The 26,366-nt window shown below is 51.6% G+C and carries 26 protein-coding genes; 21 read left to right on the top strand and 5 right to left on the bottom strand.

The features are described from left to right. Window positions 1–177 precede the first annotated feature (177 nt). The 6 genes from Q4563_RS07230 to Q4563_RS07255 all read left to right on the top strand — a co-directional run bounded on the left by Q4563_RS07230 (window position 178) and on the right by Q4563_RS07255 (window position 6,948). On the top strand, window positions 178–609 hold the full coding sequence (locus tag Q4563_RS07230) for a DUF3010 family protein (protein ID WP_303604091.1): 432 nt from the start codon (window positions 178–180) through the stop codon (window positions 607–609). A gap of 26 nt (window positions 610–635) precedes the next feature. Then, window positions 636–857, top strand: a complete 222-nt coding sequence (locus Q4563_RS07235) for a VF530 family protein (protein ID WP_303604092.1) — start codon at window positions 636–638, stop codon at window positions 855–857. Window positions 858–1,085: 228 nt separating this feature from the next. Beyond that, window positions 1,086–3,353 carry a TonB-dependent receptor gene (locus tag Q4563_RS07240; protein ID WP_303604093.1) on the top strand — a complete coding sequence of 756 codons (2,268 nt, stop codon included), beginning with the start codon at window positions 1,086–1,088 and terminating at the stop codon, window positions 3,351–3,353. 8 nt (window positions 3,354–3,361) lie between these two features. After that, window positions 3,362–4,672 carry a PepSY-associated TM helix domain-containing protein gene (locus Q4563_RS07245; RefSeq protein ID WP_303604094.1) on the top strand — a complete coding sequence of 437 codons (1,311 nt, stop codon included), beginning with the start codon at window positions 3,362–3,364 and terminating at the stop codon, window positions 4,670–4,672. A gap of 191 nt (window positions 4,673–4,863) precedes the next feature. Continuing rightward, complete coding sequence (locus Q4563_RS07250; RefSeq protein ID WP_303604095.1) at window positions 4,864–6,201, top strand: DUF2130 domain-containing protein; 1,338 nt, start codon at window positions 4,864–4,866, stop codon at window positions 6,199–6,201. A gap of 21 nt (window positions 6,202–6,222) precedes the next feature. Further along, the gene (locus Q4563_RS07255; RefSeq protein ID WP_215976501.1) at window positions 6,223–6,948 is read left to right on the top strand and encodes a pseudouridine synthase; all 726 of its coding nucleotides are present in this window, start codon (window positions 6,223–6,225) and stop codon (window positions 6,946–6,948) included. Between the two features lie 21 nt (window positions 6,949–6,969). Here Q4563_RS07255 and Q4563_RS07260 read toward each other — a convergent pair whose 3' ends face one another. Then, window positions 6,970–7,371 carry a DUF3859 domain-containing protein gene (locus Q4563_RS07260; RefSeq protein ID WP_303604096.1) on the bottom strand — a complete coding sequence of 134 codons (402 nt, stop codon included), beginning with the start codon at window positions 7,369–7,371 and terminating at the stop codon, window positions 6,970–6,972. Between the two features lie 91 nt (window positions 7,372–7,462). On the opposite strand from Q4563_RS07260, the gene ftsB reads away from it, so the two are divergent. The 8 genes from ftsB (at window position 7,463) to rpoS (ending at window position 13,700) form a co-directional block, all read left to right on the top strand. Then, on the top strand, window positions 7,463–7,738 hold the full coding sequence (gene ftsB / locus Q4563_RS07265) for a cell division protein FtsB (RefSeq protein WP_215976503.1): 276 nt from the start codon (window positions 7,463–7,465) through the stop codon (window positions 7,736–7,738). A gap of 6 nt (window positions 7,739–7,744) precedes the next feature. Next, a complete protein-coding gene (gene ispD / locus Q4563_RS07270; protein ID WP_215976504.1) occupies window positions 7,745–8,443 on the top strand; it encodes a 2-C-methyl-D-erythritol 4-phosphate cytidylyltransferase in 699 nt (232 codons plus the stop codon). 3 nt (window positions 8,444–8,446) lie between these two features. Next, complete coding sequence (gene ispF, locus Q4563_RS07275; protein WP_303604097.1) at window positions 8,447–8,926, top strand: 2-C-methyl-D-erythritol 2,4-cyclodiphosphate synthase; 480 nt, start codon at window positions 8,447–8,449, stop codon at window positions 8,924–8,926. A 3-nt stretch (window positions 8,927–8,929) separates the two neighbouring features. Further along, on the top strand, window positions 8,930–9,898 hold the full coding sequence (gene truD, locus Q4563_RS07280) for a tRNA pseudouridine(13) synthase TruD (protein WP_215976505.1): 969 nt from the start codon (window positions 8,930–8,932) through the stop codon (window positions 9,896–9,898). A gap of 103 nt (window positions 9,899–10,001) precedes the next feature. Next, window positions 10,002–10,646 carry a protein-L-isoaspartate(D-aspartate) O-methyltransferase gene (locus Q4563_RS07285; protein WP_215976506.1) on the top strand — a complete coding sequence of 215 codons (645 nt, stop codon included), beginning with the start codon at window positions 10,002–10,004 and terminating at the stop codon, window positions 10,644–10,646. 26 nt (window positions 10,647–10,672) lie between these two features. Continuing rightward, window positions 10,673–11,584, top strand: a complete 912-nt coding sequence (locus Q4563_RS07290) for a DUF368 domain-containing protein (RefSeq protein WP_303604098.1) — start codon at window positions 10,673–10,675, stop codon at window positions 11,582–11,584. A gap of 140 nt (window positions 11,585–11,724) precedes the next feature. Then, complete coding sequence (locus tag Q4563_RS07295) at window positions 11,725–12,564, top strand: peptidoglycan DD-metalloendopeptidase family protein (protein ID WP_215976508.1); 840 nt, start codon at window positions 11,725–11,727, stop codon at window positions 12,562–12,564. Between the two features lie 122 nt (window positions 12,565–12,686). Further along, window positions 12,687–13,700 (top strand): RNA polymerase sigma factor RpoS, encoded by a 1,014-nt coding sequence (rpoS, locus tag Q4563_RS07300; protein ID WP_303604099.1) that lies wholly within the window; start codon window positions 12,687–12,689, stop codon window positions 13,698–13,700. Between the two features lie 103 nt (window positions 13,701–13,803). Here the strand turns inward: rpoS and fdxA are convergent, their stop codons facing one another. Continuing rightward, window positions 13,804–14,127, bottom strand: a complete 324-nt coding sequence (gene fdxA, locus Q4563_RS07305) for a ferredoxin FdxA (protein ID WP_215976509.1) — start codon at window positions 14,125–14,127, stop codon at window positions 13,804–13,806. 131 nt (window positions 14,128–14,258) lie between these two features. Continuing rightward, window positions 14,259–16,829: a DNA mismatch repair protein MutS gene (mutS, locus tag Q4563_RS07310; protein WP_303604100.1), complete on the bottom strand. Its 2,571-nt coding sequence runs from the start codon at window positions 16,827–16,829 to the stop codon at window positions 14,259–14,261. A 183-nt stretch (window positions 16,830–17,012) separates the two neighbouring features. Between mutS and Q4563_RS07315 the strand changes: the two genes are divergently transcribed. Then, entirely contained in the window at window positions 17,013–19,136 is a 2,124-nt protein-coding gene (locus Q4563_RS07315) for a TonB-dependent siderophore receptor (RefSeq protein ID WP_303604101.1), read from the top strand. Window positions 19,137–19,210: 74 nt separating this feature from the next. Then, a complete protein-coding gene (locus Q4563_RS07320) occupies window positions 19,211–20,329 on the top strand; it encodes a PepSY-associated TM helix domain-containing protein (RefSeq protein WP_303604102.1) in 1,119 nt (372 codons plus the stop codon). Between the two features lie 108 nt (window positions 20,330–20,437). Here Q4563_RS07320 and Q4563_RS07325 read toward each other — a convergent pair whose 3' ends face one another. Continuing rightward, entirely contained in the window at window positions 20,438–20,884 is a 447-nt protein-coding gene (locus Q4563_RS07325) for a DUF2147 domain-containing protein (protein ID WP_303604103.1), read from the bottom strand. Window positions 20,885–21,032: 148 nt separating this feature from the next. On the opposite strand from Q4563_RS07325, the gene Q4563_RS07330 reads away from it, so the two are divergent. From Q4563_RS07330 to Q4563_RS07340, 3 genes are all read left to right on the top strand, one after another. After that, window positions 21,033–21,533 carry a CinA family protein gene (locus Q4563_RS07330; RefSeq protein ID WP_303604104.1) on the top strand — a complete coding sequence of 167 codons (501 nt, stop codon included), beginning with the start codon at window positions 21,033–21,035 and terminating at the stop codon, window positions 21,531–21,533. Window positions 21,534–21,681: 148 nt separating this feature from the next. Continuing rightward, a complete protein-coding gene (recA, locus tag Q4563_RS07335; RefSeq protein WP_215975240.1) occupies window positions 21,682–22,710 on the top strand; it encodes a recombinase RecA in 1,029 nt (342 codons plus the stop codon). 10 nt (window positions 22,711–22,720) lie between these two features. Beyond that, window positions 22,721–23,182: a regulatory protein RecX gene (locus tag Q4563_RS07340; RefSeq protein ID WP_215975239.1), complete on the top strand. Its 462-nt coding sequence runs from the start codon at window positions 22,721–22,723 to the stop codon at window positions 23,180–23,182. Window positions 23,183–23,215: 33 nt separating this feature from the next. On the opposite strand, the gene rrtA is transcribed toward Q4563_RS07340, so the two are convergent. Then, window positions 23,216–23,812, bottom strand: coding sequence for a rhombosortase (gene rrtA / locus Q4563_RS07345; protein WP_303604105.1), 597 nt, complete (start codon window positions 23,810–23,812; stop codon window positions 23,216–23,218). A gap of 172 nt (window positions 23,813–23,984) precedes the next feature. Here rrtA and Q4563_RS07350 point away from each other — a divergent pair, with 172 nt between their 5' ends. Beyond that, entirely contained in the window at window positions 23,985–25,100 is a 1,116-nt protein-coding gene (locus Q4563_RS07350; RefSeq protein WP_215975237.1) for a phosphoserine transaminase, read from the top strand. An 82-nt stretch (window positions 25,101–25,182) separates the two neighbouring features. Further along, window positions 25,183–26,358: a phosphoglycerate dehydrogenase gene (locus Q4563_RS07355; RefSeq protein WP_215975236.1), complete on the top strand. Its 1,176-nt coding sequence runs from the start codon at window positions 25,183–25,185 to the stop codon at window positions 26,356–26,358. The last annotated feature ends 8 nt before the right edge of the window (window positions 26,359–26,366 follow it).

A 26,366-nucleotide genomic window follows, 5' to 3' on the forward strand; every position in this document is an offset into this window, starting at 1 on the left:
GCCCCGCCTTTGCATCATTAATCGAGCTGAATTTAGCTATTACACGGAATAAAGGGTAAAATACTCCCAATGTTTAAAACACTGGGCGATAGCATACTGAGCTATTTATCGCTTGGCTGACACCTGTTTGAGTCGGTACTTTACGGCCGTTTGAGCTAGATTAGATAAGGTTTTTTAATGAAAGTATGTGGCGTTGAGTTAACGGCGAATGATGCTGTGATTTGTTTACTAGAGCTGGACCGCGGCCAGTTTACCCTGCCAGATTGCCGGGCTCGCAAGTTGAGTTTGCCTAAAGTTCACAACCGGGAAGATTTACAGAAGTTTCAGGCCTCTTTTGCCAAACTAATGCAGGATTATCAAATCACCCGCGTCGTTATCCGTGAGCGAATGACTAAGGGAAAATTTGCCGGCGGTTCAGTCAGCTTTAAATTAGAAGCGGCAATACAATTAATTAACGATGTAGAGGTGGAGTTAATGACGCCGGCTCAAGTTAAGCAGGTGGTGTCCGAAAATCCATTGCTTATTCCGTTCTCCGAAACCGGCCTTAAGGGCTTTCAAGAGTCTGCGTTTATGGTGGCCTATGCCGCGCAGATGTCGGCCAACGGTTAATACCAGCAACTTCTATGGAGTCGGCAATGAATAAAGAACAGCCCAATAATCCTCTGCACGGTATTACGCTGGAATCGCTCTTGACTCAGTTGGTCGAGCGCTTTGGTTGGGATGAATTAGCAGACCGAATTAATATTAATTGTTTTAAAAAAGACCCCTCGATCAAGTCATCACTTAAGTTTTTACGTAAAACGCCCTGGGCTCGTGAAAAGGTTGAGCAACTGTATATCTCCTGCCTTAGCGCATAAATTTGCTTTAGGGTAAGGTGGTTGCAATCAGCCTTACCCACCAATCCAATCTCTGCCTACTTAAGCAAAAATATTCTGTTAGCGTGCTCACACTTCAACCATGCCTGTGGCGCTTTTCTACGCTTTTCCATCCTAGTGAATAGACCTTTTGGGCTGCGACATTTTGTCACTGGTGCGATGGACGTTATGAGTCTACTTTGACCCGCTAAACTTGGGGAGTTAAGTAGCATGAAGCGGACATTTTTATTGGGTTGTATCTTGTGCAGTTCTGCGGGAAGTGTAGTCGCGCAAGAGCAACCGGCCATTGAAGAGGTTAAAGTGTGGGGCGAGCAAGGCGAGTCCCGCGTGGCCGAGCGAGTAGGCCCGGTTAGCACACTTGAGCAAGCAGACTTTGCCAGTATCAATATGGCCACGACCGAAGATGTGGTAAAGCACGAACCCAGTGTAGTGATTCGACGCCGATTTATTGGCGACTCAAACGGCACCTTGGGTATTCGCAGTGCCAATATGTTTCAAACGTCTCGTTCTATGGTATTTGCTGACGGCGTACCGCTGCATTATTTATTGCAATCGCGCTGGAGTGGTGCTCCGCGTTGGACGATGGTCTCCGCCAGCGAAATTGCCCGTGTTGATGTGGTTTACGGCCCATTCTCGGCCGAGTACAGCGGCAACGCTATGGGCGGTGTGGTTTTAATTGAAACCGCCATTCCGCAAAAGCGCGAAGTGCATATTGATGGCAGTTTCTTTTCGCAGAGCTTTGATGATTATGGCCACGACGGCAATGTTGATGGTTACAAAGGTTTTGCCTCCTACGGCGATAAGTTTGGCGACTTTAGTGTCTATCTTTCCTATAACCACTTGAATAATGAAGCTCAGCCACAGTCCTTTTATTATGCTGGTGCTGCCGATGCCAGTGGTGCTGTTCCAGTCGCCGGCGGCATTTACGGTCAAGACTCACAGGGTATCGAGCGTTTGTATTTTGGCGATTCCGGCGTGGTTGACACCCAAACCGACAATATTAAATTTAAGCTGGGCTACGACGTCGATGCGTTCTCTGCGCTATTTAACGTGGCTTTTGAAGACCGACAATCGGAAACCTTCGGTGCCCATAGCTATTTGAGTGATACCCAAGGGCAGACGGTGTGGGGCGGCACAATAGAGCAAGATGGAAGTAATTACTCGGTACCGGCTCAGCGTTTTAATGTGAGTGCGGCTGACCGCGAAAGCTTAAATCTTGGCCTGCGTTTGCGCGCCGAACTCAGCCCAAAGGCGAGCCTTGAGGCAAACATCAGCCAGTTTAAAATTCTGGACGATGAAAATCGCAGTTCAGCGGTCAACCCCGAGCACCCCAGTTACGATTTGAACGGGCAGGTCAGTGACTACGAAGACACGGGCTGGGATACCTTCGGCGTCACCTTAAATATTAACGACTTTGCCATTGACGGGCTCGACTGGGTCAGCGGTGCGCGCTATGAGTCTTACGAACTTAACTACCAGGTGTTTTCATCCACAGACTATTTGGCCGGAGCAAAAGATAGCTTCACCAGTGCCAGTGGTGGTACAACCGATATTGCCGCGCTTTTTACCCAATTTAATTGGCAAATCAATGACACCTTTGATGTGGCGCTGGGCCTGCGCTACGAAGACTGGAGCAGTCAGGACGGTTACTACTCCGACGATAACCCTAATACCGCCGAATTCGATTTGGTCTCGGTGCCCGGCAATGACATGGATAAGTTCTCGCCTAAATTCTCTTTCGGTTATCGCCCCAATGCCGATTGGCAACTGCGCTACTCGCTAGGCCGAGCCTACCGGTTTGCCATTGTTGAGGAGTTGTTTAGCCAATACGAGGCTTACAACTCCATCAGCGAGGCCAACCCGACCTTGCAACCTGAGAATGGTCTGCATCAAAATTTTATGTTGCAGCGCGAGCTCAGTAACGGATACCTGCGGTTGAATATCTATCAAGATACCATAGAAGATGTTATTGAATCACAGTCAACTATCTTGCCCGGTGGTTCTTCTATTCGCACGTTTATTCCAGTCGATAAGGTGCGTACCCGTGGAGTTGAGTTGGTCGCAAATGCTAATGACTTTATCGTTAGTAACCTCGATGTGCGCATCAACCTGACCTATACGGACGCCAAAATCATTGCCAACAACGCAGACCCAAGCATAGTTGGCAATACCTTTTCGCGTATGCCCGAGTGGCGTGGCAATCTGCTGGCCACTTATCATCTGAGTGATCGCTGGAATATCGGGGGTAGCCTTCAGTACGCCAGCGATAGTTTCGGTCGTTTAGACAACACAGACACCGCTGATAACGTCTATGGCGCACAAGACGGCTATACCCGTGTCGGCTTAAAAACCAATTATGCGGTAAACCGGCAGTTTACGCTAAGCCTGGGTGTCGACAATGTAACCAACGAAATCGCTTATGTTGCTCACCCGTGGCCCGGCCGCACTGTGTTTATCAACTTCTCGTACGATTTATGAATGTAAAAATGAATGACCCGTCACAAATAAAAGAAAAAACCGTGGCTAGTACCCAGCGCCAAGTGTATCGAACCTTATGGCGCTGGCATTTTTATGCGGGAGTTTTTTGCATACCGTTTGTTATTACCTTGGCAATTTCTGGGGCTATATTTTTATTTAAGCCTCAGTTTGAGCGATGGGTCGATCATCCGTTTAATCAGTTACAGGTAAGCGAGCAGCGCGCCACACCCAACCAAATTATTACCACAGCTCAGGCTGCGTATCCGGGGTCGAAATTTATGGCCTATCACTTACCGGAGACGCCTCGCCATTCAGTGGTGGTTAGAGTGAGTGCCGCCGGTGAGCGCATTCAGGTGTATGTCGATCCGTATCGCAATCAAGTATTGAAATCCATTCCCTACGCCGATCAATTTATGCAGCAGGTGCGAAGCTTTCACGGTGAATTATTGGCGGGTCGCTTTGGTTCGGTCTTGGTTGAGTTGGCTGCTTGTTGGGCGCTGGTGTTGATTGTTACGGGTCTGTATTTGTGGTGGCCGCGTAGCGCGAAAGGTATGGCGGGTGTGCTCTACCCAAGATTGAGCAAAAGCGGCCGCGTGTTTTGGCGTGATTTGCACGCTGTTATCGGCGTATGGCTCAGCGCGTTCACATTGTTTTTGCTAGTTTCAGGTTTACCCTGGGCGCTGGTATGGGGGGCGGCATTTAAAGAAGTGCGTCAGTGGGGGGCGGAACCTGTGGTGCAGGACTGGACTCAGACACAAGCCCAAGAACGCGCTTCTTGGCGGCCGTCCATTGTCGAGCGTATTGATTTGCCCGAGGTTGTTATTGCTGAGGCTCAAGCGTTATCACTCGCCAGTCCGGTGCAAATATCGGCTGCCGGTGATGACTTTAAAGTGAGCTCGCAAACGCAAAATCGCCCCCAGCGGGCCGACGTGTGGTTAAACCGCACCGGCGAAGTGGTGAAAGCACGCGACTTTGCCGATAAATCTGTTGTCGATCGGGTGGTGGGGGTTGGCATTGCCGCTCACGAAGGTTATTTGTTTGGCTGGTTTAACTTGATATTAGGGGTGGTCACCACGCTTGGTTTAGTGGTGCTTAGTGTTAGCGGTGCCGTTTTGTGGTGGCGCCGCCGCCCCAGTGGCAAGCTCGGCGCCCCCGCGCCAATTCATACTCCCAGGGTGGGTCGTGTATTGGTGGGGCTGGTTTTACTCTTAGGGGTACTTTTGCCCGTGGTAGGTTTATCCTTAATCGCCCTAGTGCTGCTTGAATTTATCCTGTTGCGCCGCTGGCAAACCTCCCGCCGTTGGCTGGGTTTGGCCTAATCCGTTCTGGGTCGTGAGCGGGCTAAATCTGAACCTTAAAGTTTGGCTCTGCTCTGTCGCTGTGATGTAATGTCGGCAATAGCACAGCCGATACCCGCGTTTTTGATATTTTTAGTCCTAGTGTCTCCGCGTGGGCTTGTTGTTCGGGTATCATCAATAGTGCAAACAATGCCAGTTAACGGATACTCATCATGCACGAAATCAACTGCCCTCACTGTAAAAAAGCTTTTAAAGTCGATGAAGCCGGTTATGCAGATATTCTTAAACAGGTTCGCGACCACGAGTTTGAGCAACAATTAAATGAACGCCTAGCGCTTGCCGAGCGCGAGAAGCAAAATGCCATTGAGCTTGCCCGCAGTGAGGCGGCGCGCGAGCGCGACAAAGCCGCCGCCGAAAAAGACGCCGAAATAAAAGCGCTCAACGCTAAGTTGGCTGCCGGCGAAGAGGCCAAAAAATACGCCGTTATGGAAGCCTTAGCTCAGCTTGAGAAAGAGCGCGATACACTGGTACACAAGGTTCAGCAGGCCGTACAGGAAAAACGCGCAGCTGCCGAACTTGCCGAGGCAAAATTAACCAGTGAGCTGCAGCAGGCCAGCGCTAAGCAAAATGCCGAATTGCAGCGTTTAAATAGTGAACTTGAGCGCGCCAAGTGGGAGCGCGAGCGCGAGGCGAGCAGCCTCAAGGAGCGCTACGAGGCGCAAATTAAAGATCGCGAGGGCGAAATCGAGCGCTTACGCGATATGAAAGCACGCCTGTCCACCAAAATGGTGGGTGAAACTCTGGAGCAGCACTGCGAGACGGAGTTTAACCGCCTTCGCGCCACGGCGTTTCCACTCGCGTATTTTGAAAAAGACAACGACGCCCGTACCGGCAGTAAGGGCGATTACATCTTTCGCGATTATGGCGAGGCGGGCGCTGAGCCAGAGCAAGAAAAAACCGAAACCGTTTCCATTATGTTTGAAATGAAAAACGAGAGTGATGAAACGGCAACCAAAAAGAAAAATGAAGACTTTTTAAAAGAGCTGGATAAAGACCGCAACGAAAAAGGTTGTGAATACGCCGTGTTGGTGTCACTGCTCGAGCCCGACAGTGAACTGTACAATTCAGGCATTGTTGATGTGTCGCATCGTTACCCTAAAATGTATGTGATTCGGCCCCAGTTTTTTATCCCGATGATTACACTGCTGCGTAACGCGGCGCAAAACGCTCTTAAGTATAAAACCGAGCTGGCGTTGGTGAAGTCGCAAAATATCGATATCACCAATTTTGAAAGTGATCTCGACGCATTTAAAACCGGCTTTGCCCGCAATTATGAGTTGGCCTCCAAAAAGTTTAAAACCGCCATTGATGAAATCGATAAAACCATCACCCATCTGCAAAAAACCAAAGATGCGTTGCTGGGCTCGGAAAACAACTTGCGCTTGGCCAACAATAAAGCTGATGACCTCACGGTAAAAAAATTAACCCGGCGCAACCCCACCATGAAAAAAATGTTCGATAAGCTTGGTAGCGATCAGCAAAGTGATTAATCGCGGGGCGCTAACAGCGCAATGAAATCCAATACCTACCGGCTGGATCGCTATATAAGTCAGTACAGTGAGTATTCGCAGGCCGATGTTCGGGTGTTAATTGCGCAAAAGCGGATTGTACTGGATGGCAAGCCCGCCGACTCCATAGCGCAGCGCGTTACCAAGTTTACCCATGTGGTGCTCGATGGCGTCTGCTTAAACGACACACAACCGGCGTATATCATGCTCAACAAGCCCGCCGGTATTGTGAGCGCGACACAAGATCAGCAGCACACCACAGTGCTCGATTTGATTGAGCACCCACAAAAAGACGAGTTACACCTAGTCGGCAGACTCGATTTTAATACCACGGGCTTGGTGTTGTTAACCAACGATGGCCGCTGGTCGCGCCGTATTAGCTTGCCCGCCACCAAGCTTCCCAAAACCTACGAAGTGACTTTGGCCCAGCCGTTGCGTCAGGAGTATGAGGCGGTGTTTGCCGCCGGTGTGTACTTCGCCTATGAAAATATCACCACCCAACCGGCACAGCTGGAGATTGTCAGCGATTATTGTGCACGCTTAACGTTAGTGGAGGGTAAGTACCATCAGGTTAAACGCATGTTTGGGGTGTTTGATAACGAGGTGACAAGCCTGCATCGGATCAGCGTGGGGCCAATTCGGTTGGGCGATTTAGCCCCTGGCGCCACTCGCCCGCTCAGCGCCGAAGAGGTTGCCTGTGTCGATATCGCTGAAGCCGCTAATACCTAGCTCACCGGCGTTACGCAAACCCTAATTGGCCGACTCGGTGGGCAGTAAGCGAAACGTTTTATCGGTAATAATCTCGCCATCAATCGCCAGTGTAATACGCCACGGGCCTTGTTTGTTGCCGATCGGCTTCCAAATGGTGTCGCCAATAAAAAAATTCCAGTCGTTTTGGCGTATGTACTCTTCGCCGCTGAACGGTGGCAGAGAGTTGCCGGTTTCATCGGGAATGTCGGGGTGATAAATACAGTACTGTAGCTTCTTATTCTTGGCTTTTTTGATGTTGGCAATATAGCCAAACTCAATGCCTTCCTCACAGGGAATATCAAAGGTCGATTTCAGCAGTGTCGGTAATGATTTGGCGCTGTGATCCCACGGCGTATAAATACCCCAATTTTTTATCCGAACTTCCGGTTTTTTCTTGGCCATAGTACGTAAGTGTTTTGCATGAGTCGCTATTTTAACCTTCTCAGTGCGCTATATATAGCCTCGGTTGGGCAGCTGCGCTAAACTGCCGCCTATGAAATGGTTGTTGGCAATTCTCGTGGTTTTGTTTGTGGGGCTGCAATACCGACTTTGGGTCGGTGAGGGCAGTTATGCTCATCGCGCCCGCCTACAAGACGATATTGCCCGCCAGCAAGCTGAGAATGACCGCCTGCGTGAGCGCAACCGGGTCTTAGCGATCGAGGTGACCGACCTTAAGAATGGTCACAAAGTGATCGAGGCGCGTGCGCGGCAAGATATGGGGATGATTAAAGAAGGTGAGACCTTTTTTATGACTCCCTCGGCGCAATAACCGAATATGTCTGAATCTGCCACCTATTGGGCGGTTGTACCCGCCGCCGGAGTCGGGAAGCGTTTGGGCGGCGCTATCCCCAAACAGTATCAGCGCATTTTGGGTAAAACCCTGTTAGAGCACACCTTAGATAAACTCCTGGCGGTGAGCGCAATTGAGAAAATCATTGTCGCGCTCAGCCCCGTCGATACCTATTGGTCCGAGCTGTCCTGTCGTCATCATGCCCGAATTGCCACCGTAATCGGCGGGCAGGAGCGGGCCGATTCGGTGCTCAGTGCGCTTAATGGGTTGCCGCAAGATACCACGATCAATCACTGGGTATTGGTTCATGATGCTGCGCGGCCCTGTGTTGTGCTGGAAGATATCCACGCACTAATGGCAAACCCTACCGAGCAGGGCGCTATTTTAGCGACCCCTGTCAGTGACACCGTTAAATCAGTTCGAGGGAAAGACATTACGGCTACCGTCGACCGAACGGCTTTGTGGTCAGCACAAACGCCGCAAATGTTTCCGTTACACGCTCTGCGCCAAGCATTAACGGATGCTCTAGCACAAAAACGACCGGTAACAGATGAAGCCAGTGCAATGGAGTTGGCCGGTTGGCAACCCCAGGTGGTAGCGGCAAGCCGACACAACATTAAAGTGACCCATCCGGAAGACCTAGCCTTGGCAGAGCTAATTTTAACCAATCAATTAAAAGGGTAAATCATGCGAATTGGGCAGGGCTTTGATGTCCATAAATTTGGGCCGGGGGATAAAATAGCCATTGGTGGGGTAGTGATACCACACTCACAATCGCTGGTGGCCCATTCCGATGGAGACGTTCTATTGCACGCTCTGTGCGATGCACTGCTGGGCGCCTGTGGGTTGGGGGACATCGGTAAACATTTCCCCGATACCGACCCGCAGTACCGCGGTGCCAACAGCCGCGAGCTGCTGCGTTTAGTGATGAGTAAAGTCAAAGCTGACGGGTGGCGAGTAAGCAATGCCGACATGACCATCATTGCCGAGGCTCCCAAAATGGCGCCTTATATAGCGAATATGTGCGAGGCTATCGCCCAAGACTTGGCTTGTTCCATCTCTCAAATTAATGTTAAAGCCACCACCACCGAAAAGCTCGGCTTTACCGGCCGGGGCGAAGGTATAGCCGCCCAAGCGGTGGTGTTGTTGGCGCCTATTCAGATATAACCTATGACCGAATTTTCATTAGACTTCCCTTACGCTTATTCAGGCCCCAGCGCTGAGGCGGATTTACGCCGTACCAACAGCGACTTTATGGTGTTTGAGGACTTAGGCTTTGAGCTGGCCGGTGAGGGCGAGCACGTTTTTTTACACGTACAAAAAGACGGCGACAACACCGAGTGGTTAGCGCGCCAGATTGCCAAACTGGCTGGCGTCGAGTCGCGCGATGTGGGCTACTGTGGGCAGAAAGACCGGCACGCGATTACCCGTCAGTGGTTTAGTGTGTATTTGCCTAAAGGCGATGACCCCGATTGGGCGTCGCTCAGCTCAGACTCTGTGCACGTGATTGAAACCGTACGCCACCGGCAAAAGTTGCGCCGAGGCCAGCACCGCGCTAACCAGTTTGTGCTCTGGCTGCGCGACGTGACGGGTGACCGGGTAGCTCTGGAGTACATCCTGACCCAAATTGCAAAGCAAGGTGTACCGAACTACTTTGGCGAGCAGCGCTTTGGTATCGATGCGGGTAATCTACACGCGGCCGAGCGCATGTTGGTGGCCGGTAGCACCATTAAAAATCGCAGTAAAAAAGCCATGGTGCTATCGGCGGCTCGTTCGTGGCTATTCAATCAAGTACTGGCGGCACGGGTAGAAAATGGAAGTTGGTTCCAAGTGCTGGAGGGCGAAATCACCGAAGGTGAGTTGCCTACAGGCCCTTTGTGGGGGCGTGGCCGTTTAGCCTCCAGCGATGAAGTGCTCGCTTTGGAAAGCGATATCTTGAATCCTTGGCAACACTGGTGCGAGCCGCTGGAGTTTACCGGTCTTAAACAAGACCGGCGGGCGTTAGTCAGCCGGGTCTCCCAGCTTGACTGGCAGTGGCAGGCGGATGACTTACGCTTACAATTTGAGCTGCCTGTGGGGGCTTATGCCACCGCTGTCGTGCGCGAATTGGCGCGGGTGCGCACCGTATTGAGCGAGTAGGCCGATGTCGAATTATGCTATAGTGGCCGACCAAAATACTGACAATGTATAGAAAAATACAGAGGGTAAGGGGTTGAATAATCTTAACTTAGAGGGCGTTGGTATGACCTCCCAGCGCACTCGGGAGCGGTTGATCCAGCGACTGGTAGACCAAGGAGTGGCCGATCTGCGCGTGCTGGATGTTATTCGTAACACCCCTCGCCACTGGTTTTTGGATGAAGCTTTGTCGCACCGCGCCTACGAAGACTCAGCCCTCCCTATTGGCTACGGTCAAACACTGTCCCAGCCTTATATTGTCGCCCGCATGACGGAAATCCTGCTGGGCGCCTGCGGCAAAACCCCAGAGAGGGTATTAGAGGTAGGCACCGGTTCCGGTTATCAAACCGCCGTACTGGCCCAATTAGTGGGGCAAGTGTATTCGGTGGAGCGTATTAAACCGCTGCAAGACAAAGCCCGTACCCGCTTGCGCGAGCTAGGCCTGCGCAACGTGATGTTTACCCACGCCGATGGCGGTTTCGGTTGGCCGCAAAAAGGCCCTTTCGATGCCATTCTAAGCGCGGCAGCCCCTGCGGTAATTCCCGAAGACTTAAAGCAGCAACTAGCGCCTGGCGGGGTAATGGTTATTCCCGCCGGTGGCGAGCAACAAAGCTTGTACCTAGTGGTGCGCGAGCACGATGCCGACTCGTTTATCACGCAAGAATTAGAACCGGTTAAATTTGTTCCACTATTATCGGGTACCACTCGCTGATGCGTTGGCAAGGTTTGCGTCCGTACTTGTCAATACTGTTAAAAGGCATGGCCATGGGGGCGGCGGATATCGTGCCCGGCGTGTCTGGCGGTACCATCGCCTTTATTACAGGTATTTATGAGCGGCTATTAAAAGCATTAAAGTCTTGCACACCCATGGCGCTGGTTGTACTCAAGAGAGAAGGTGTTGCGGCTTTTTGGCGTGCCATCGATGGTTCCTTCTTGGCCACGCTCTTTGCCGGGGTGATACTCAGTATAGTTTTATTCTCTCACGCCATTGTATTGCTACTCGATAATTACCCTCTGCAAATATGGGGTTTTTTCTTTGGTTTAATACTCGCTTCTTCTTGGTTTTTAGCCAAAACCATTCACCTTCGGCACTGGCGGCCGCTTTTGTTGATTGTGACCGGGGCACTGGCCGCCATTGCCTTTGCCACTATTAAGCCGGTGGATGTACCGGTGAATGGTGTAACGGTATTCTTATCGGGCGCTATTGCTATTTGCGCCATGATTTTACCCGGTGTATCGGGCAGTTTTTTATTGTTAGTACTGGGCATGTACGCGGTCATGATAAAAGCTGTAACCGAGGCGAATTTTGTGGTGTTGGGGGCATTTATGGCCGGCTGTGTTTTCGGTTTGCTGGTGTTTTCGCATTTTTTATATTGGCTGCTGCAGCGTTTTCATCAAAGCACCATTGCGGTGTTAACCGGTTTTTTGGTAGGTGCTGCCGTAGTAGTCTGGCCTTGGAAGCAAATATTGCTTACACAGCTCAATCGCCACGGCGAACAAGTCGTGGTCGCACAAAAGAATGTGTGGCCTTGGGTGTACGACACAGGGGCCGGTCAGAGTTCGCAATGGTTATCGGTTATATTACTGGCACTGGTGGGGGCGTTGATTATTTTAGCCCTGGAGCGGATGGCCTTAATGGGTAAAAAATAAGCATAAAAAAGTGCTTAAAGATCACTATTAGGCCATTTTAATGGCGCAGGTTAAGATAAATTTCTAATAACCACGGTTTATTAATTGCCAAATCAAATAAGCCGCTGTTATTTATATTGAGTCATTGGGAGCCGCACTGTATGTTTTTTGCCCCAGGTCAAAAATGGCACCTAATTAAACTGTTCACAATATTGAACACTTTGATATTGGCAGCTTGTTCCTCGGCTCCGCCGGCTCAAGTTACCGACCGCGAGCAGCCGCCCACGCGAAAAATTCTGATCCATTCGGTGGCGCCCAATGAAACCCTTTACAGTATTGCTTGGCGTTACGGCCTTGATTATCGGCAATTGGCGCGCCATAACGGCATAGGTGCCCCTTATACAATCTACGCAACTCAGCAGCTGCGGCTCGATATCAGCGATGCCTCAAAGCGTCAGCCACCGCCTAAAATCGCTCGCCGAGAGCCCGTTAAACCTCCCAAAGTAACGCCTCAAAAGCCTGCGCCTAAGGTGCAGGAAAATGCGAATGCTACTCAACCCCCAGTTCGACGTTCTGAAAATAAAACAACCACACAAGTTGCAGCAACTCCTCCGGCCACTATTCGCAGTCCACTTTCTTGGCGCTGGCCGGTAAGTGGCAAAGTGATAGCGGGCTATAGCTCATCCGGTGGATTAAATAAAGGTGTTGATATTGGTGGAAAATTAGGTGAGTCTGTAGTTGCAGCCGCCGGTGGCTATGTTGTTTACGCCGGATCTGGCTTGCGAGGGTACGGCAAATTAGTGATCGTTAAACACAATGACACCTACCTAAGCGCCTATGCTCATAACCGAGCGCTGAGTGTAAAAGAAGGTGACACTGTTAAAGCCGGTCAAAAAATTGCTGAACTAGGTTCTAGCGGCACCGATAAAGAGAAATTACATTTCGAAATTCGGCGCGATGGTAAACCGGTAAACCCACTGACGTATTTGCCCAAGCGTTAATCGGTTACCCAGCGTTAAGAAATGTTCTACAGGATGTAGTAATAGAGTGCCGCTAACGTTTACGGCCATATGGCGAAGGCAATAGTTAAGTTGCCGCAGAGGATCCAATAAGGGGGCCTGATATGCCAGTTAGAAACAGGGAAACAACCAGTGCTACTGATCTTAAAGATCAAGTAGTTGCCCAATCCATCGATACCGGTGCCGATGTTGCCGAAGTGCAACTCGACGAGCCGCCGGCCAGTAAGACATCTGCACGAAAACCGCGAAGAAGCTCACCGGAACGTCTCGCCTCCGACAATTCAGCACTTGATGCCACCCAGCTTTATTTAAATGAAATTGGTTTCTCTCCACTGTTAACCGCCGAAGAAGAAGTGTATTTCTCACGCCGAGCGCTAAAAGGCTGTGATGCATCGCGCAAACGCATGATTGAGAGCAACTTGCGTTTGGTGGTGAAAATATCCCGCCGTTATGTCAACCGCGGCTTGGCGCTGCTCGATTTAATTGAAGAGGGTAATTTGGGGCTAATACGCGCGGTGGAAAAATTCGACCCCGAGCGCGGTTTTCGCTTCTCTACCTACGCCACTTGGTGGATTCGCCAAACCATTGAGCGGGCCATCATGAATCAAACACGCACGATTCGCCTGCCGATTCATGTAGTTAAAGAGCTAAATGTTTATTTGCGTGCAGCCCGCGAACTCACTCAAAAGCTTGATCATGAACCCACCGCAGACGACATTGCCACTATGTTGGACAAGCCGGTCGGTGATGTAGAGCGTATGCTCGGTCTTAATGAGCGCGTTACCTCGGTGGATGTTCCCATTGGTAATTCGTCAGATCGCGCCGTGGTGGACACGATTGCCGATACTCATGAGTCGGACCCAGCTGCGTTAATGCAAGACGACGATATTAATCACAGTCTCGACCACTGGTTAGATGATTTGAGTGAAAAGCAGCGCGAAGTCTTAGCGCGCCGCTTTGGCCTTCGCGGCCATGAGGTGAGTACACTTGAGCAAGTGGGCAAAGCCATTGGCTTAACCCGTGAGCGAGTGCGTCAAATTCAAGTCGAAGCGCTGCGTCGTCTGCGCGATATTCTGGAAAAGCAAGGGCTTAACAGCGAGAGCTTATTTAACGTTTAATCTCACGCTTTACCAGAGTGAGCTGACAGCCACAAAAAAAGCCGCGCAGTGCGCGGCTTTTTTTGTGGTACTTTTTTGTTGTACCTAAGGTTGTCGCTAAATTCTAGCGCTCCAGGTATTGCAGCTTACCCTCAACGCCATCCCACTCTTCGGCATCGGCCGGGGCGTCTTTCTTCTCAGTAATATTAGGCCAAACTTCGGCCAACTCTGCGTTTAACTCGGTAAACACTTCCTGATCTTCCGGCACTTCATCTTCCGAGAAAATAGCATCAACCGGACACTCAGGCTCACACAAGGCGCAATCGATACACTCGTCGGGGTGAATTACCAAAAAATTGGGGCCTTCATAGAAGCAGTCGACCGGGCATACCTCAACACAGTCGGTGTGTTTACATTTAATGCAGTTATCCCCAACTACGAACGTCATTGCGTGACTCCACGGTTACCAATATTTTAAAAGTGGGGCATTTTACCAGCATTTGCAAGTTTTGGTAGGGGCAAGTCGCCTCTAACTCACGGTTAATTAAGCTGTTTTATGCGACTGAAAATCGTTTTTATTTACAGCGATTTCAACCGATACAAAGCCTCCAACGCCTGCTTAGGTGTCATCTCGTCCGGTTCGAGCTCATCCAGTGCACTAACCGCTGGATGCTCCGGTGCATCAAACAGGCTGGCCTGCATGGGCGAGGCGCTCGGTGCGGCCGGGGTCGAGCTCAGTTGGTGATGCTCGCCGCCCTCCAGACTTTGTAGCTGCACCTCGGCGCTTTGCAGAACCGGGTTGGGAATGCCAGCTAAACGAGCGACTTGAATACCGTAGCTTTTGCTCGCCGGGCCCTCCTGGACCTTGTGTAAAAACACAATGCTGTCTTTGTGCTCGGTGGCGTTGAGGTGCACGTTAACAATACCCGGAATGCTGTCGGGCAGCTGGGTAAGCTCAAAGTAATGGGTGGCAAACAGAGTAAAGGCCCGCAGTTTTTCCGCTAGGTGTCGCGCGCAGGCCCAGGCCAAAGCTAGGCCATCAAACGTACTGGTACCGCGGCCAATTTCATCCATCAACACTAAGCTGCGCTCGGTGGCGTTGTGCAAAATATTGGCGGTTTCGGTCATCTCGACCATAAAAGTGGAGCGGCCACCGGCCAAATCATCGGACGAACCAATGCGGGTGAAAATACGGTCCACCATGCCAATGGTGGCCGATTGCGCGGGCACAAAACTGCCCACGTGAGCCAATAGAGTAATCAGGGCCGCTTGGCGCATATAGGTCGACTTACCGCCCATATTGGGGCCGGTGACAATCAGCATGTGGCGCTCGCGGCTAAAGTTGAGGTCGTTGGGCACAAAAGGTCCGTCGAGGACTTGCTCAACCACCAGGTGCCTACCACTTTTAATGCTGATGCCCGGTTCGGGCGAAAGGCTCGGTGCGGTTAGCTCTAAGCTTGTGGCGCGCTCGGCAAAATTGCACAGCACATCTAACTCAGATACACCGGCGGCGGAGTCCTGCAGTGGAATCAACTGCTGGTTGAGCGTTTCAATCAGCTCTTCGTACAGTGCTTTTTCCCGGGCCAGGGCTCGGCTTTTGGCCGACAGCGCTTTGTCTTCAAATTCTTTTAGCTCTGGGGTGATAAAACGCTCGGCGTTTTTTAATGTTTGTCGGCGAATATAATCGGCCGGTGCCTGGCCGGATTGAGCGCGGCTCAACTCAATGTAGTAGCCGTGTACACGGTTGTAACCGACCTTAAGGGTGCTCATGCCGGTTCGTTCGCGCTCGCGGGTTTCGAGATCCACCAAATATTGACCCGCGTTTTCACTGATGCCGCGCAGCTCGTCCAACTCGGCATCATAGCCTTCGGCAATAACCCCGCCGTCGCGAATCACCACCGGTGGGTTTTCTACAATGGCTCGCGCCAGTAAATCAACCAGTTCGGGGAAGGTGCTAATCAGCTCGCGCAGTGTGTGCAGCCGTGGGCTGTCGCACTGGGCTAAATCCGCCTGCAGCTCCGGGTAGCTGGCCAGCGATAAATACAGGCGCGATAAATCCCGCGGTCGGCTGGAGCGCAGGGCCAGCCGACCTAAAATACGCTCCATATCACCAATGCGCTTGAGTTTGTCGCGCAGGGGTTCAAAGCGGTAGTTATCCACTAACACCCCAATGGCATCTTGGCGTTCTTGCAGCGTATGCAAATCGCGCAGTGGGCGGTTTAGCCAGCGCCTAAGAAGGCGAGCACCCATCGCGGTGGAAGACTTGTTCAATACCGAGAATAAAGTGTTGTCGTCCCCGCCGGTTAAGTTGAGGTCAATCTCCAGGTTGCGGCGTGTGGCCGAATCCATGGCAACCGCTTGGTCGCGGTTCTCGTGCGCCAGGGTACGCACATGGGGCAGGGCGGTGCGCTGAGTTTCGCGGGCGTAACTTAGCAGGCAGCCCGCAGCGGCAATCGCGGTGTGTAAGTGGTCGCAACCAAAGCCGGATAAATCCTGGGTGCCAAATTGCTGGGTTAACAACCGTTCCGCTGTTTCCAGCTCAAACTCCCAAGGGCCGCGGCGGCGTACGCCTTTGCGGTTTTCGGTCACCTCGGGCAGCACAAGCTCGTCACTGATCAGCAACTCGGCTGGATTTAAGCGCTGAAGTTCACCGCTGGCCGCATCCAGCCCATCGACTTGCAACACCAAAAAGCGACCGCTGGCCATATCTAAAGAGGCAATGCCAAAGGTGTCTTCGTGGCGGTGAACAGCCACCAGCAAATTATCGCGGCGCTCATCGAGCAGGGCTTCATCGCTCACCGTGCCGGGGGTAACCACCCGCACCACCTTTCGCTCCACCGGCCCCTTACTGGTGGCCGGATCGCCAATCTGCTCACAAATGGCCACCGACACACCGGCCCGTACCAAGCGTGCCAAATATCCCTCCGCCGCGTGATAGGGCACACCCGCCATCGGAATCGGCTCGCCGCCCGATTTACCGCGCGCTGTAAGAGTGACGTCCAACAACTCCGAAGCCTTTTTGGCATCATCAAAGAACAGCTCGTAGAAATCGCCCATCCGGTAAAACACCAACTCATTGGGATGCTCAGCCTTGATCTTCAGGTACTGCTGCATCATGGGGGTGTGGCTGGATTCAGACTTTACGGCCATAGGTGTGTGTCATGTTGGGAAATGGGTGGGCCATTTTACGGGATTATGGGGGCTGGGTGAAAGGTTGCTTTTGATGAGGCGATTTGGAATCGTGATGACGAGTGAGAATAGTTGGCATTTGCATTAACTCTTTAATACTGTCAAAATGCGCGCCAACTGGTAAGTGCACCTCGTGGAGAATGTATGAAGAAATTAATGTTAGCGGCTTTGCCTAGTAGTTTTTTCGCCCTGACGGCTTTAAGTGGGACCGTTGTATTAGCTGATGGCTCCCCGGACGTAGCTGTTGAGCAAATGACGATTACCGGTGTGCGTGATGATCGTAAAAGCAGCGGTGCGACTGGGCTTGATATGGGTGTTTACGAGACGCCACAATCGCTGACTATTATTGATTCTGCCGTTATTAACGATTTTGCTCTGTCGGATATCAATGCTTTGCTGAAAATGACCACAGGCATTAACGTTGACTCCACCGAGACGGATCGCACTTACTACAACGCACGCGGTTTTGACATCACCAGTATGCATATCGACGGTATTGGCATGCCGTTTGGCTCGTTGGTGGTGGGCGATGTCGATACGGCTCTGTATGAAAAGGTCGAGGTTATTCGGGGCTCTAACGGTCTAATTACCGGCTTAGGTAACCCTTCGGGCACTATTAATTACGTGCGCAAGCGCCCGACTAATGAATTTACAGGCTCGGTAAAGCTGACCGGGGGTAGCTGGGATAATCGCCGGGCGGAGTTGGACGTCTCCACGCCTTTAACGTCTAGTGGGTCGTGGGCGGCGCGCGGTGTACTTGTGGCTCAGGAAAAAGACAGTTGGTTAGACCATTACAGCAACGAGCGCCAGCTCGGTTATCTGGTGGTCGATGGTCAGTTGACCGATGATGTGACTCTCGCTGTGGGTTATAGCCGTCAGGACAACAACAGCGAGGGTGTACTCTGGGGCGCTGTTCCGGTCATTTACAATAATGGCGAACAGGCCGATTACGATGTTGCCACCTCAACAACCATGGACTGGACCTACTGGAATACCTTAACGGACGAAACCTTCGTGGAGCTGGGTTGGGAGATAAACCAAAACTGGCGTTTGACCGCCTCGGCCATGCATACCGATTACGAAGAGCACTCCGAGGTGTTTTATATTTACTGGAATGAAGGCCTTGATGCCGATACCGGGCTGGGACTTCTTAGTTACCCCGGCAAGTTCGATGATGAAAAAGAGAACTTAATTTTAGATGCCAATCTTAACGGCCGTTTTATGGCTTGGGGATTAGAGCATCAATTGCAACTGGGTATTAGCTCGGCCGATAGTGATTCGGAGTCCTATGCTCACGACGCGCTGTCGGGTTTTGTATCCATGCCTGCCTTTCCCGGCTGGACCGGGTCCGAGGTTGAGCGCCCAATCTGGGATACCCCTTACCAGTCAGCTCATCAGGATATTAGTCTCGATCGTATCTACGGCTCTTTATTGTTGGCTGTTAGCGATAATATCAACCTGACTTTGGGGTTGAATATGGTCGACTACAACAACGAGGGTGTCAGTTACGGAGTGCCGACAGATTCACAAGAAGATGGCAGTAGTCCTTACATCGGTTTTACCTGGGAATTGGCGGACAACTTAAACCTCTATGCAAGCTATAGCGATATTTATCAGCCACAATATGTTTTGGGTGAGGATTTGCAATCGCTCGGCTCTGCCGAAGGCAAAAGTTACGAGCTGGGCCTAAAGAAAAGTTTTGCCAATAATGCGCTGGTTACGTTAGCACTGTTCCGTACCGAGCAATCCAATCTCGAAGAGTTTAAAGAGTATGGCGATGGCGACGGTATTGACGATACCGATTATAGCGATGATTTTGACTACTCCATTTACCGTGGTATCGACGTTGAGTCGCAGGGGGTTGAGCTTGAAGTGGCCGGTTCTATCACCGACCAAATCTCATTACAGGCCGGTTACACTTACCTGGAGTTGGAAGACCCCAACGGTGATGATGCGCGCACGTTTATTCCACGCAATAGCGCCAAATTATTGCTGACCTGGAACCCCTCGGCAGTGCCTGACTTGGCAATGGGTCTGTCCACGCGCTGGCAAGATGAGGTGTATTTTACCTCTGCTTATGGCCGAATCGCCCAAGATTCCTACGCCGTAGTCGGTGGTTATGCGCGCTATCAGGTAACGGATAACTTCACTTTGAACGTGAATCTCGATAATCTGACCGACGATAAATACTTCAGTTCGGTTAAATACGAGCAAGCCTACTATGCCGCGCCGCGCAGTATTAATGTCTCGGCTAGCGTAAGCTTTTAACGTAATTGTTTAACGATACCGTAATCTCATCGGGGGCATAGCGGCCCCCGCCTTTGTTTTGAATGGGGTAAGCCGTGAATAAATCACTGTTTAAAATACATAGCTGGGCTGCGCTTTTTGCGTTTATACCCCTTTTGGTGATTTGTATTACCGGCAGTTTGTTGGTATTTAAACACGAGATTGACTCGCTACTGATGCATGATAAGGTTCGGGTTGAGCCGCAGGCGCAGCGTGCACCGCTGGACGCACTGCTCAATACCATTAACCACCAACAACCCGATTATGAAGTGGTGGGGTGGGTGTTATTTCAAGATGATGCCCGTGCCGATGTGGTTTACGTAATGGAGAAGGGCACTAGCGAGTGGTCCTACCTTTTACTCAACCCCTACACCAATACGTTGCTGTCGACACCTGTGCTTCACGATCATTATTTTACCGACTGGTTGCTGGAGCTGCACTATACTTTTTTGCTGCACGATGTTGGCCTGTTAATTACCAGCGTTTTTTCCATCGCGCTGCTATTGTTAGGGCTTACTGGGTTTATTCTGTACCGCAAGTTTTGGAAAAACTTTTTTACCCTGCGTTGGAACGCGCGCATGGTGGTGTATTTTTCTGATTTGCATAAAATGATTGGTATTGTTAGTGCGCCAATACTGGTGATATTGGCTTTTACGGGGGGATGGTGGAATATCGCCGCGTATTTGCATGAAATGGAAGAGCACTCCGACGGTTATGAACACCATATAATGCAAGAACGGCTTTACAGTGACCAGCTTTCATTGGATGCACTGGTTGCCGAGGCCGAACAAAGCGTGGACGGATTTACCGCTACTTATTTGTCACTGCCTTGGGAACCACAAGCGAATATTACCGTGTGGGGCGAGGTGCCAACCGGCAACATACTCTCAAGCCAGTACAACAGTACAACCTCGTTCGATGCACAAACCGGTGAGAAGCTTTCCACTTACGATATTCGCGAGGCAGGTTTAGGCGCTCGTATTATTGATACCTACACCAGCCTTCACTACGGGGATTTTGCCGGTTTGTTTTCGCGCATTATCTGGGCAGTGCTAGGGGCGTCCCCCGTCATTTTGTCTATTACCGGCATCACCCTATGGGTTAAACGGCGCAAACAGCGAAGCAGAGCCAAGCTCAAACGCCAGCAGGCACGACAGGCTATAGCGGCGGGCTAAAGCGCTATAGCCTTGCATTGCAATCTACATAAATGGGGGCGCTGCCTAAGTATTGTTGGCGCCAGCCCGTACGCTGTAGCATGGTGTTCTTTTTTACTCTCGGCGACGTTACTCCGGCTGCCGTATCCACGTCTGACTTCTGCCAAACAAAGAAAAACCAATATAACCGCGCACGGTTAACTCGGTGCCGTTTTCACTCAATTCCGCGCGGGCTTTATAGACCTTACCGGTTTTTGGGTCGAGTATTTTGCCGTTGCGCCATTCGCCTTTGTCCGTTTGTTTCAGTCCCCACATAATAGTGAGTCCCTCGACGGGTTGGTCTTTAAACTTGTCTGGGCATTTCTCGCAGACTAGTCCCTGATTTTTTTCTTGTAACAACTGAGTGATAGTACCCGTCAGCTCGTTTTGCGGGGTAATGGATAACTCGATTAGACTTTTTTGGCTGCCATCGGTGTCATCGATAGTGATCCATGAGCCCTCAATCGGGGCTGCCCAAAGGGGCATGGCGACGCAAAAGGCAATAAGTGCGAAAAAAGGGCGGCATAGGTATTTCACGGTGATTCTCCTCAAACAGTGATGTCGCAGACCTAATGTAACCACTATAGTCAACACCCAAAGGTGCGGCCACTTTTGCAGGGGACAGATTAGGCTGGTATTGGTCGGGCTAATTTCAGTATATTGAGGGCAACGACAGGAGGTGACTATGCCGGCGTCCACATACCATTCAACTTTATTACATTTATCGGCCGAGCTTGGCAGTGTGCTGCGCGATAGGAGCTGGACTGTGGCGACTGCGGAGTCTTGCACCGGGGGCGGTGTGGCCGCGGCCATTACTGAGGTGGCCGGCAGCTCTGCCTGGTTTGGCACTGGCATTGTCAGTTACGCCAATTCGGCTAAAGTAGAGTTGTTAGGGGTATCGCCCGAGCTGCTAGAGACGGCTGGCGCAGTCAGTTGCGAGGTAGTCGAACAGATGGCACTCGGCGCTCTGCGTGTGAGTGGGGCGGAAATAGCCGTTGCGGTCAGTGGCATTGCCGGGCCCGACGGTGGCAGTAAAGATAAGCCGGTGGGCACTGTATGGCTGGCCTGGGCAGGCCCCAATAACACCCTGTTGAGTGAGTGTTATGTCTATGAAGGCGACCGCACTCAAGTGCGGGAGCAGGCGTGCGTGACCGCCCTGCGCGGATTGCTGGCCATCATTCGGTAATAATCCTACAAAAAGTACTGTATAAATGCCTAGTACTGTTTGCTTGTACAGGTTTTTACTGTATGCTTACTCAAAAGCTGGCCCAATTCAGAGTGCCGGTACAAAAAATGGTCGAATTTAAGAATTTATTATTGAGTTGAGGTGACATATGGACGCGAATAAAGAAAAGGCTTTGCAGGCGGCACTAGGCCAAATTGAGCGCCAGTTTGGTAAAGGCACCGTTATGCGCATGGGTGACCGGGAGCGGGTTGCCGTACCCTCTATTTCCACCGGCTCTTTGGGGCTGGATGTAGCCCTGGGTATTGGCGGTTTACCCAAAGGTCGTATTGTTGAAATTTATGGTCCCGAGTCCTCCGGTAAAACAACACTGACCTTACAAGTTATTGCCGAAGCTCAGCGCACCGGCGGTACATGTGCCTTTATTGATGCCGAACACGCCCTTGACCCCATTTACGCCGAAAAACTGGGCGTTAATGTCGATGATTTGATTATTTCCCAGCCCGATACCGGCGAGCAAGCGCTTGAGGTGTCCGATATGCTGGTGCGCTCGGGCGCGGTGGATGTGCTGGTTGTCGATTCGGTAGCAGCGCTAACGCCCAAAGCGGAAATTGAAGGTGAAATGGGTGACCACCACGTGGGTCTGCAGGCGCGTTTAATGTCGCAGGCGCTGCGCAAAATTACCGGTAATATTAAAAACGCCAATTGCCTAGTGATTTTTATTAACCAAATTCGTATGAAAATCGGTGTGATGTTTGGCAACCCCGAAACCACCACCGGTGGTAATGCACTTAAGTTTTACTCGTCGGTCCGTTTGGATATCCGCCGCATTGGTGCGGTGAAAGATGGGGACGAAGTGACAGGCTCCGAAACCCGCGTTAAAGTCGTGAAAAACAAGGTGGCGCCACCGTTTAAGCAAACCGAATTTCAGATTATGTACGGTCAGGGCATCAACCGCCTGGGCGAGGTGATCGACTTTGGTGTGAAGCTGGGCATGGTGGATAAAGCCGGTGCTTGGTACAGCTACAACGGCGATAAAATCGGCCAGGGCAAAAACAATGTTGTGAAGTTTTTGCAGGAAAACCCCGCCGTGGCAGAAGAGCTAGAAGCGCGCGTACGCGGCGAGCTACTGGGCACTGCTCCTAAAGCCGAAGAGCCACAGGCCGAAGAAGAGGCCTAAGCTTTTTGCTATGTCTTCCCCCGGTTCGTCAGCAAGCCGCGAGCAAGTGCGCAACAGCGCACTTGCGTCATTGACCCGGCGCGAGCACGGTACGGCTGAATTGCAGAGCAAGTTAACCGCCAAGTTTGGCGACGCTGACTTGGCGGCAGATGCCATTGAGTGGTTGTTGGAGCTGGGGTATCTGGACGACATACGCTTTACCGAAATGTTTGTTCGCTCCAGCATTGCCAAGGGCCGCGGGCCGCTGCGTATAAGCCAAGAGTTGCGGCAAAAAGGTGTGGACTCGTCGCTTATTGAGCAAGCCCTGGCCGAGGCGGATGCCGATTGGCGCGAGCTGGCGCGCGAACGGCTAGAGCGAAAATTCCCACGGCCAGCCACCGATTTGAAAGAAAAAGCCAAGCGCATGCGCTACCTGCAGTACCGAGGCTTTTTCCCCGATGATATTTTTGCTCTTGTTAACGCTGAACGCTGAACGCTGAACGTTGAAGGGGGAATGGCTCCTTCTCTATGCTTTACTTCTAGTGTTTGTCAGTGTGATCAACCCCGTACGAGCGGCATAGAACAGCGCCCCAATCATTGCGCCTAATAGATGGGCATCGGTAATCACATTGCCACCGATTAATTCCTGCGTGCTTATGTTGGTGTTAGGGGCGAGCTGCTCAAGAGCGAGTTTGCCGCCGACTGCTGCCAAAGCAAGCCAGGCTAATTTCGATTTTGCCTGGCATAATGGCGCCAAACCGTACAACAGTAGCCCGTGTAAAGTGCCAGACAACCCCACGTAGTCGCTGAGGTCGGGCCGCCATAGCCACAGCCCTAGGCTGATGCCGACCGATATAACCAAGCCCGCAAACAGCCATTCACGGGTGCGATACTGCTCCCCCAGGTTAAATACAATAAGCCATAGCGCCGCCATATTGAGCGCTGCGTGAGTGAGGTTTAGGTGGGCGATATGACCACTGATCAGTCGCCAGTATTCTCCGCTCACCGCCCAGTCGGGCTGATATTGCCAGTCGGCATTTACCCGGTCGCTGGCATAGCCTAGGCCGAGCACGGCGACAGTCGCAATAAAAGCGGCAAGGTAAAAGTAAAGGCGAGAGTTCATGGCGGTACTATACCTGAATAAACCCCGCAAACCGTAGACCAGCCGCCGCTCAGCTGGCATAATCAGCGCCCAATTTTCATACACCTACTAGGCGCAGGTCTAGGTCGGCTCAAGAGTTTGAGTCAGTCTGAGGTGTTGGCTCCGTCATTCTGGACCAATTCAGAGGAACGTCATGCAACCATCGGTGAAACCACAAAACCCTAATTTTTCGTCTGGCCCCTGTAGCAAACGCCCAGGTTATGACGTCAACAAACTGGATACTTCAACGCTGGGCCGCTCGCACCGTTCGTCCATCGGTAAAGCTGCCCTGGGCCGTGCCTGTGAGCAAACCAAGCAAATGTTGGGTTTGCCCGAGGGTTATCGCGTGGGTATTGTGGCCGGTTCCGATACCGGCGCGGTGGAGATGGCCATGTGGTCGCTACTGGGTGAGCGCCCGGTGGACGTGATGCAGTGGGAGTCGTTCGGCAAAGGTTGGCTGACCGATGTCACCAAGCAGCTTAAACTGGATAATGTACGTGCGCTGGAAGCGGATTACGGAGAGTTGCCTGATCTGGCCGAAGCTAATTTTGATCATGATGTGATTTTTACCTGGAATGGCACCACCTCCGGGGTAAAAGTGCCCAATGGTGATTGGATTGCTGACGACCGCCAAGGTTTAACCATTTGCGATGCCACCTCAGCGGTTTTTGCCATGCAAATGCCCTGGGAAAAACTCGATGTTATTACCTTCAGCTGGCAAAAAGTGCTGGGCGGTGAAGGCGCTCATGGCGTGCTGATTTTAAGCCCGCGCGCGGTAGAACGTTTAGAAACTTACACACCCCCTTGGCCCATGCCCAAATTGTTCCGTATGACTAAAGGCGGCAAATTGATTGAGGGTATCTTTCAGGGCGCTACCATTAACACCCCATCAATGTTGTGCGTAGCCGACTACTTGGATGCACTGGATTGGGTTGAGTCAATTGGCGGCGTGTCGGCTGCGATTCAACGCAGTGAAGATAATTTATCGGTACTGGAAGAGTTTGTTGCCGAGAACGACTGGATTGAATTTCTGGCCGCCGATAAAGCGACTCGCTCCAACACCAGCGTCTGCTTTAAGCTGGACGCCACGCCTGAGCAGGTTAAAGCTCTGGTTAAATTGCTTGATAGCGAAGGGGTTGCCTACGATATAGGCGCTTACCGCGACGCGCCTCCGGGCTTGCGTATTTGGTGCGGTGCCACGGTTGAAGCGGCCGACTTAAAGGCCCTGATGCCTTGGTTGAGCTGGGCCTACGAGCAAGTCACGGCATAAGAACAATAAGCGCCTTACGCAGAGCGCCTTTATAAAGGCGCCGTAAAGGCATTCGCTTACGTCTAATTTGACTGGGAAGACCATGTACAAGATTAAAACCTACAACAAAATTTCGGTAAAAGGCCTCAATCGTTTTGACCGCGCGAAATACGAAGTGGCGAGCGATATTAATAATCCCGACGGTTACATTCTGCGCAGTCACAAGCTGCACGACGAGACTCTGCCCGAGTCGGTAAAGGCCGTTGCCCGTGCCGGTGCCGGTACCAATAATGTGCCCGTGTCCGATTACAGCAAAAAAGGTGTGGTGGTATTTAATGCTCCCGGCGCTAATGCCAATGCGGTAAAAGAGCTGGTGTTGACCGGTATGTTGCTGTCATCGCGCGGGATTATTCGCGGCATGAATTGGTCGAACTCACTCACCGATATGACCGATGCCGGCGAGATGAGCAAGTTGATGGAAAAGCAAAAATCGCAGTTTGCCGGCAGTGAGTTGATGGGCAAAACTCTGGGTGTTGTCGGTTTGGGTGCCATTGGCTCTATGGTGGCCGAAACTGCTCTGGCTTTAGGCATGAATGTGATTGGTTACGACCCTGCGCTTTCGGTTGAAGCGGCCTGGCGTTTGCCCAGCCAAGTGGCGCGTGCCGAGAACTTGCAAGCGCTCCTGTCGCGTTCCGACTTTATGACCCTGCACGTACCCGCTATCGAAGCCACGCACCACCTGATTAACGAAGAAACTTTAAAATCCGTTAAGCCCGGTGCGGTACTGCTGAACTTCGCCCGCGAGGCGATAGTCGATGCAGAGGCTGTGGTGAAAAGCTTAGATGCTAAGCACCTAGGGATGTACATTTGCGACTTCCCAGAGCCGGTATTGCTTAATCGTGATGACGTCTACGCCACCCCACACATCGGTGCCAGCACCGCAGAGGCGGAAGAAAACTGCGCCATTATGGTGGCCGATCAGCTGATGGACTATCTGGAAAACGGCAACATTAAAAACTCGGTTAATTTCCCCGCAGTGCATATGGAGCGCGCGGCGAACGGCAATGCTCGTATCACCTTCTGCAACGATAACGTGTCAGGAGTATTGGGCAACGTACTGTCGGTACTGGCCGATAAAAGCGTCAACGTAATCGACATGGTCAACAAAAGCCGCGGCGATATGGCGTACAACATAATCGACCTAGAGCAAGCGCCAGCGGCAGATGTGGTGGACGCGATTTGTGCCGTAGAGCATGTTATTGCTGTTAGAGTGATCTAGCCGGTGGA

This window comes from Gilvimarinus sp. 1_MG-2023 (assembly GCF_030548285.1).

Coding starts and splice junctions, on each gene's coding strand:
- Q4563_RS07230 (WP_303604091.1), top strand. CDS start 178: ATGAAAGTATGTGGCGTTGAGTTAACGGCGAATGATGCTGTGATTTGT.
- Q4563_RS07235 (WP_303604092.1), top strand. CDS start 636: ATGAATAAAGAACAGCCCAATAATCCTCTGCACGGTATTACGCTGGAA.
- Q4563_RS07240 (WP_303604093.1), top strand. CDS start 1,086: ATGAAGCGGACATTTTTATTGGGTTGTATCTTGTGCAGTTCTGCGGGA.
- Q4563_RS07245 (WP_303604094.1), top strand. CDS start 3,362: ATGAATGACCCGTCACAAATAAAAGAAAAAACCGTGGCTAGTACCCAG.
- Q4563_RS07250 (WP_303604095.1), top strand. CDS start 4,864: ATGCACGAAATCAACTGCCCTCACTGTAAAAAAGCTTTTAAAGTCGAT.
- Q4563_RS07255 (WP_215976501.1), top strand. CDS start 6,223: ATGAAATCCAATACCTACCGGCTGGATCGCTATATAAGTCAGTACAGT.
- Q4563_RS07260 (WP_303604096.1), bottom strand. CDS start 7,371: ATGGCCAAGAAAAAACCGGAAGTTCGGATAAAAAATTGGGGTATTTAT.
- ftsB (WP_215976503.1), top strand. CDS start 7,463: ATGAAATGGTTGTTGGCAATTCTCGTGGTTTTGTTTGTGGGGCTGCAA.
- ispD (WP_215976504.1), top strand. CDS start 7,745: ATGTCTGAATCTGCCACCTATTGGGCGGTTGTACCCGCCGCCGGAGTC.
- ispF (WP_303604097.1), top strand. CDS start 8,447: ATGCGAATTGGGCAGGGCTTTGATGTCCATAAATTTGGGCCGGGGGAT.
- truD (WP_215976505.1), top strand. CDS start 8,930: ATGACCGAATTTTCATTAGACTTCCCTTACGCTTATTCAGGCCCCAGC.
- Q4563_RS07285 (WP_215976506.1), top strand. CDS start 10,002: ATGACCTCCCAGCGCACTCGGGAGCGGTTGATCCAGCGACTGGTAGAC.
- Q4563_RS07295 (WP_215976508.1), top strand. CDS start 11,725: ATGTTTTTTGCCCCAGGTCAAAAATGGCACCTAATTAAACTGTTCACA.
- rpoS (WP_303604099.1), top strand. CDS start 12,687: ATGCCAGTTAGAAACAGGGAAACAACCAGTGCTACTGATCTTAAAGAT.
- fdxA (WP_215976509.1), bottom strand. CDS start 14,127: ATGACGTTCGTAGTTGGGGATAACTGCATTAAATGTAAACACACCGAC.
- mutS (WP_303604100.1), bottom strand. CDS start 16,829: ATGGCCGTAAAGTCTGAATCCAGCCACACCCCCATGATGCAGCAGTAC.
- Q4563_RS07315 (WP_303604101.1), top strand. CDS start 17,013: ATGAAGAAATTAATGTTAGCGGCTTTGCCTAGTAGTTTTTTCGCCCTG.
- Q4563_RS07330 (WP_303604104.1), top strand. CDS start 21,033: ATGCCGGCGTCCACATACCATTCAACTTTATTACATTTATCGGCCGAG.
- recA (WP_215975240.1), top strand. CDS start 21,682: ATGGACGCGAATAAAGAAAAGGCTTTGCAGGCGGCACTAGGCCAAATT.
- Q4563_RS07340 (WP_215975239.1), top strand. CDS start 22,721: ATGTCTTCCCCCGGTTCGTCAGCAAGCCGCGAGCAAGTGCGCAACAGC.
- rrtA (WP_303604105.1), bottom strand. CDS start 23,812: ATGAACTCTCGCCTTTACTTTTACCTTGCCGCTTTTATTGCGACTGTC.
- Q4563_RS07350 (WP_215975237.1), top strand. CDS start 23,985: ATGCAACCATCGGTGAAACCACAAAACCCTAATTTTTCGTCTGGCCCC.
- Q4563_RS07355 (WP_215975236.1), top strand. CDS start 25,183: ATGTACAAGATTAAAACCTACAACAAAATTTCGGTAAAAGGCCTCAAT.